At 70.4% G+C, this 6,232-nt stretch carries 8 protein-coding genes; 6 read left to right on the forward strand and 2 right to left on the reverse strand.

Features of this window, described 5'->3' with window-relative positions:
* Positions 1-214 precede the first annotated feature (214 nt).
* On the reverse strand, positions 215-1,660 hold the full coding sequence (locus G6024_RS12590; protein ID WP_159148848.1) for a protein adenylyltransferase SelO: 1,446 nt from the start codon (positions 1,658-1,660) through the stop codon (positions 215-217).
* Positions 1,657-2,415, reverse strand: coding sequence for a potassium channel family protein (locus G6024_RS12595; RefSeq protein WP_159148851.1), 759 nt, complete (start codon positions 2,413-2,415; stop codon positions 1,657-1,659). Before G6024_RS12595 ends, G6024_RS12590 begins: the two co-directional genes overlap by 4 nt.
* Before the next feature lie 240 nt (positions 2,416-2,655).
* Here G6024_RS12595 and G6024_RS12600 point away from each other — a divergent pair, with 240 nt between their 5' ends.
* The 6 genes from G6024_RS12600 to G6024_RS12625 form a co-directional block, all read left to right on the forward strand.
* Positions 2,656-4,134: a sodium/glutamate symporter gene (locus G6024_RS12600; protein WP_159148849.1), complete on the forward strand. Its 1,479-nt coding sequence runs from the start codon at positions 2,656-2,658 to the stop codon at positions 4,132-4,134.
* Positions 4,135-4,149: 15 nt separating this feature from the next.
* Positions 4,150-4,680, forward strand: coding sequence for a DUF2243 domain-containing protein (locus tag G6024_RS12605; protein ID WP_159148850.1), 531 nt, complete (start codon positions 4,150-4,152; stop codon positions 4,678-4,680).
* A 6-nt stretch (positions 4,681-4,686) separates the two neighbouring features.
* Positions 4,687-5,595, forward strand: coding sequence for a cytochrome c oxidase assembly protein (locus tag G6024_RS12610; RefSeq protein WP_235027893.1), 909 nt, complete (start codon positions 4,687-4,689; stop codon positions 5,593-5,595).
* Between the two features lie 26 nt (positions 5,596-5,621).
* Positions 5,622-5,837, forward strand: coding sequence for a hypothetical protein (locus G6024_RS12615; protein WP_067713058.1), 216 nt, complete (start codon positions 5,622-5,624; stop codon positions 5,835-5,837).
* The gene (locus G6024_RS12620; protein ID WP_067713061.1) at positions 5,837-6,133 is read left to right on the forward strand and encodes a hypothetical protein; all 297 of its coding nucleotides are present in this window, start codon (positions 5,837-5,839) and stop codon (positions 6,131-6,133) included. Before G6024_RS12615 ends, G6024_RS12620 begins: the two co-directional genes overlap by 1 nt.
* The coding region (locus tag G6024_RS12625; RefSeq protein ID WP_182640378.1) for a bifunctional adenosylcobinamide kinase/adenosylcobinamide-phosphate guanylyltransferase at positions 6,130-6,232 on the forward strand (103 nt) is incomplete at its 3' end. The genes G6024_RS12620 and G6024_RS12625, both read left to right, overlap by 4 nt.

Below are 6,232 nucleotides of genomic sequence, written 5' to 3' on the forward strand. Positions count from 1 at the left end.
GTCGTCGACGAACCGTCCGAGAATGGCCGAGGGCTGGCGGTACCCGCCGTCGCTGTCCGCGATGAGTAGTCGCACGTGGTGGCCTCCCGCCCGTCTCACGGCCCGGCCGTAAGATTGATGTGACAACCTCATTGTCGTACGAACGGCTGACAAACAGCACCCACGGAAGATAAATGTTTCGTATCAATACGCGCGTACTGCTGGGGGCGGCGCGTCAGGTGCCGCAGTAGGTGACGTGTGGCGCGGCCTCGGGAGGGGCGGGACGTTCATAGCGCTCGTAACCGGCGCGCCGGGTGTAGGGGTCGGTGACGACGACGAGGAGTTCGGACAGCGGCCCCAGGTCCCCTGCCGTCGCCGCGTCGAGGGCCTCCTCGACGAGATGGTTGCGCGGGATGTAGATCGGGTTGACCCGGTCCATCGATCCCCGGTCGGGTCGACGGGCCCGCCATATCGCCACCCAGCCCTCCGCGAGCGACCCGACCAGCTCGCGCACCGGCTCGTCGTCCCCGTCCGCGGCCGCCCCGAGCGCGCGGAAGAAGCCGGTGTAGTCGGCCCGCGTCGCGCTGAGCAGCCGGGACAGCTCGTCGATGAGGTCGGTCGCCTCGGTGTCCCCGACCTCGTCCGGCAGGCCGATCTTGGCGCGCATCCCGGCCGTCCACGCCCGCTGGTAGTGCTCCGGGAACGTGCCCAGCACCTCGGTGAGGAGCCGGACCGCCTCGTCCTGGTCCGGGTCGACCAACGGGACGAGGGTCTCGGCGAACCGGGCGAGGTTCCACTGCAGAACCGGCGGCTGGTTGGCGTAGGCGTAGCGGCCGCCGGTGTCGATGGAGCTGAAGACCGTGGCCGGGTCGAACTCATCCATGAAGGCGCACGGCCCGTAGTCGATGGTCTCGCCCGAGATGGTGGTGTTGTCCGTGTTCATGACGCCGTGGATGAACCCCAGGAGCATCCAGCGGGCCACGAGCTCGGCCTGGCCGCGGAGCACGGAGGCGAACAGCTCCAGGTACGGGTTCTCCGCGTCGGCGGCGTGCGGGTGATGCCGGGCGATGGCATGGTCGGCCAGTCGACGCAGCAGCTCGTCGTCGTCGACCGATCGCGCGAACTGGAACGTCCCCACCCTCAGGTGGCTCGCGGCGACGCGGGCCAGCACCGCGCCCGGCAGCGGCGACTCGCGGTACACGGTGTTCCCGGTGGCCACCACGGCGAGCGAGCGGGTGGTGGGGACGCCGAGCGCGTGCATCGCCTCGCTGATGACGTACTCGCGGAGCATGGGGCCGACCGCGGCCAGTCCGTCGCCACCGCGGGCGAACGGGGTGCGCCCCGAACCCTTGAGGTGCAGGTCACGGCCATCGGGCAGCTCCCCCATCAGCAGGGCCCGCCCGTCGCCGAGCCGGGGCGAGTACCCGCCGAACTGGTGTCCGGCATAGGCCTGGGCGACCGGCGTGGCCCCGTCCGGCACGTGAGTGCCCGTCAGCACGCGCACGCCCTCCTCGCCACGCAGGTAGTCGGGGTCCAGGCCGAGCTCGTCGACCAGCGCGTCGTTGAGCACGAGCAGCCGCGGCCCGGACGCCTCCGCGGCCTTCCACGGCACGCCCAGTTCCGGGAACTCGCTCGCGTACCGGGTTCCGAGAGTGAGGGGGCGTGCGGTGTCCGTGGTCATGGACCCGACGATACGGACGAGCCGCCGGGCGGGTGGTCACGCGAGTCCCCGGCCGGGCGCCCGCCCCCCTCCTCGGCCGGGCGCCCGGGCGCCGGCGCTGCGGACGGTTCACGGCGCAGCGCTGCGAGTTCCCGTGTCAGCTCGGCCACCTGGGCCCGGGTCGCCGCCTGATTGGCGTCGTCCTGCTCACCGACCCGCTCGACGATCCATGAGGCGAGCGTCGCCGTGACCACACCCAGCAGGGCGATTCCCGCGATCATCAGCCCCACGGCGATCGCCCTGCCCACCGCGGTCACCGGGGAGTAGTCGCCGTACCCCACCGTCGTGACCGTGACCGCCGACCACCACAGTGCCTCCCCGTAGCTGGAGATCGACGCTCCGGGCGCGCCTCGTTCAGCGTCGAGCATCGCGAGCGATGACACCACCAGGAGCACCGCCGTCCACCCCGCCGCGTAGGTGATGACCTGGCCGCGCACCGCGGTGCCCGCCGAACGATGCATCACCCCCAACAACGTCACCAGCCGGAGCAGGCGCAGCGGACGCAACATGGGCAGCACGATCACCGCCACCTCGTACCAGTGCATGAGCAACCACCGTCCCCGCTGCTCCGCCAGCACCAGCCGCACCACGAAGTCCACGGCGAACCACAGCCAGGTCCCCCACATGACGAGCTCGGTGACGAGCAACGCCGTTCCGGCCGGCCTCGCGAGCACCATGGCCGCGTAGGCGAGCAGGAAGGCGAGCGCCGCCGCCATCAGGGGCCACTCGGTCAGCTCTCTCCACCGGGATTCCGTCACCAGTCGATGATGCCCCCGGGCGACCCGGGTGTCCCCGGACTTCCGGGAGCCGCCGGGCACGCCGATCCACCGAAGTCCCCTCGGGCAGCCGGGCGCCCGCGTAGATTCCCTGGCACGTCGGGCACAACCCGGTGCCCGGCGAGGGTTCGGCCGAGGGGGCACCCCCACGAGGCCGTCGACCGGAACCGAGGTTGTGCCATGTCGGCTAATGCTGTGGGATTCGCCCTTCTCATCCTCGGACTGGCGTTGTTGATCGGGAAGATCATCCGCGTCAAGGTCGGGATCGTTCAGTCCCTGTTCCTCCCCAGCTCCATCGTCGGTGGTGCCCTGCTCCTCCTGCTCGGGCCGGAAGTGCTGGGCAGATTCACCGGACCGTGGGGCGAGAACGGGCTCTTCACCGAACCGATGGTGGAGGTGTGGTCCTCTCTCCCGGGCCTGCTCATCAGCGTCATCTTCGCCACGATGTTCCTCGGCCAGGATCTGCCGCGCCCCTCCCGGGCCGTCAAGCTCGTCGGTCCGCAGCTCTCCCTCGGCGTGGCCCTGGGCTCCGGGCAGTACGTCGTCGGACTGTTGCTGGCCGCCCTGATCCTCGTGCCCCTGCTCGGCGCTTCACCCATGACGGGCGCCCTCATCGAGATCGGCTTCGAGGGCGGTCACGGAACCGCGGCCGGCATGCGGGGCGTGTTCGAGGAACTCGGGTTCACGGTGGGGGCCGACCTCGCGGTCGGCATGGCCACGGTGGGCATCGTCGGTGGCATCGTGCTCGGCATCGCTTTGATCAACTGGGGCGCCCGCACCGGCAGGACCGAGCTCATCAGCGGCAGCGCCAAGATGTCCATCAGCGAGCAGAAGGGCCTGTTCCGCGAGGACGAGTACTACTCGGCGGGCAAGATGACCTCCCGCCCGTCGTCGGTGGAGCCGCTGTCCCTCCACGTCGCGCTGGTGACCCTGGCGATCCTCATCGGTCTGGGGATCCTCGAGGGGCTGCGATGGATCGAGCAGGCCACCTACGCGTCGGTCATGCTCGACGAGAACACCCCGCTGGAGATCTTCGCCTACGTACCGCTGTTCCCCATCGCCCTGCTCGGCGGCGTCATCGTCCAGGTGGTCGCGACCAAGGCCGGGGTGGCCCACGTCATCGACCCGCAGATCATGCTGCGGATCCAGGGCTGGGCGCTCGACTTCCTCATCGTCGCGGCGATCGGCACCCTGTCCCTGCAGGCGATCGGCGAGAACATCGGCGCCTTCACGATCCTCGCCGTGGCCGGCATCCTGGTCAACGTCGGCATCTTCCTGTGGTTGGCACCGCGGATCATCGGCCGCTACTGGTTCGAGCGCGGCATCGGAGACTTCGGCCAGTCGATGGGCGTCACCGCCACCGGCCTCATCCTCATGCGCATCGTCGACCCCGATGCCCAGAGCCCCGCGTTCGAGGCGTTCGGCTACAAGCAGCTCGTCTTCGAACCGTTCTTCGGCGGCGGACTCGTCACCGCGATGGCCGTACCGATCATCTTCCTCACCGGCGTCTGGCCGCTGTTCATCACCATGCTGGTCGTCTTCCTCGTCGCCGTCCTGTCCGGACTGCTCTACTTCCGTCCCAGGGAGATGAAGGAGCGGGCCGAGTGGAAGAAGGCCGGTAAACCGGAGGACGAATCCGACACCGCCACCGCGAGCTGACCACGGCGACCGCCCATGCCCACGCCGTCGTCGCCCGCCCCCGCCGCCGGGCCCGTACCTGACCCCGCACCCGATCCGATCGCCGGGCGACGCCTGGTGCTCTCGGGATTCCTCTTCGGGTGCGGGATCGCCGGCTCGGTCATCGACCTGTTCGTCTTCCACCTGCTCCTGCAGTGGCACCACTTCTACGACCTGTCCACCACGACGACGGCGCTGGTCGCCGACGGCCTGTTCCACGGAGCGACCTGGCTGATCACCGTGTGGGGACTGTTCATGTTCGCGGACGTCCGCCAGCAGATCGTCGTCCCGTGGACCCGCTGGGCCGGGGCGGTCCTCACCGGCATCGGGTTCTTCCAACTGGTCGACGGGATCGTGTTCCACAAGCTCCTCGGCATCCACCAGATCCGCTACGGCGTGGACCTGCTCGTCTACGACCTGGTGTGGATCCTCTCCGCGATCATCCTGCTGACGATCGGCCTGGTCATGCTGCGCCGGACCAGGAACGCGCCGCTCACATCCCCCGTGGTTCGGCGGCCCCGGAGCTGATCGACGGTGGGCACCGGACACGCGCACGACGGTCACGACGCCACGCCGGGGGGCGCCGGCGCGATCGGCACCACGCCGGGAGACCACGCGACCTCCGTCGCCGCCGAGTGGTGGATCCTCGAGTCCGTCGGACCGGCCGTCCTCGCCCTGGCCCTGACCGCGTACCTCCTCGGTGTGTACCGGCACCGTGGCCGCGGACCGTGGCCCGGATGGCGCACCACCGTCTGGATCGCCGGACTGACCAGCGTGGGCGTCGGCTGGGCCGGCCCGCTCGCCGAGGCGGCCCGCCACGACTTCACGGCCCACATGGCCACCCACCTGCTCGTGGGCATGATCGGGCCGCTGCTCCTCGTGCTGGCGGCCCCGGTCACCCTGGCCCTGCGGACGCTCCCGACTGCGGGCGCACGCACCGTGTCCGCCGTCCTGCGCTCTCGGCCCGCACGGGTGGTCACCCACCCGGTCGTCGCCGCCGTCCTCAACGGCGGCGGGGTGTGGCTCCTCTACGCGACCGAACTCTTCGAGCTCATGCACCGGTCGATGGCCCTGCACCTGCTGGTCCACGTCCACGTCCTGCTCGCCGGGATCGCGTTCACCGTGGCGATGATCGGCCCGGACCCCAACCCGCACCGCGCCTCCCTGCGCGTCCGCGCGACCGTGCTGGTGGTGTTCATCGCCGCCCACTCGATCCTCGCCAAGTGGCTCTACGCGCACCCGCCCGCCGGCGTGGACCCGGTCGACGCCCGCGCCGGCGCGCAGCTCATGTACTACGGGGGCGACGTCGTGGACCTGGCGATCCTCATCCTGTTGTTCGCCGGGTGGTACCCCGGTTCGCGCCTCCGACCCCGGCTGCTGCCCGGTCACCCGCGCGAACGCCGCGAACGCCGTATCCCTCGCGCCGGGCAGCGCCTAGGATAAGAAAAATCCGATCCGGGAGGTACGCCGTGGCCACGAAGAAGCGTTGGAACGACCTGACCGACACCCAGAAGACGGTCCTGCTCACCCTCATCTCGGTGCAGGTGTCACTCGCCGCGACCGCGTGGGCGGACCTCGCCTCCCGGCCCGCGGCGAAGGTGCAGGGCTCCAAGGGCAAGTGGGCCGCGATCATCGCGATCAACTTCATCGGGCCGATCCTCTACTTCACCCGCGGGCGGCGGTAGTGACCACCCGGTCACGGGCCGGCCTGGCCACCGGTGTCCTCCTCGTCGTCGTCCTCGCTCTGGGCGCGTGCGCGGCCGGACCCAACGTCGACGTCGCCCCCACCGGCGCCGGGTTCCTCCTCGGCCTGTGGCACGGGATCATCCTCCCCGTCACCTTCGTCATCTCCCTGTTCACCGACACCGTGACGATCTACGAGGTGAACAACAACGGCAACTGGTACGACTTCGGCTTCGTCGTGGGACTGGCCCTGTTCTCCGGCCCGGCCCTCGCGGGCGGCCGGGGGCGGCGGGGATGACGCGCGTCCTGGTGACCGGCGGCGTCCGATCCGGCAAGTCCCGGCACGCGGTGCGACTGCTCGGCGGCACCGACACGGTGACGTTCGTCGCGCCGGGCC

The organism is Dietzia maris, from assembly GCF_014144855.1.
In the GTDB taxonomy this organism is placed as follows: Bacteria; Actinomycetota; Actinomycetes; order Mycobacteriales; family Mycobacteriaceae; genus Dietzia; species Dietzia kunjamensis.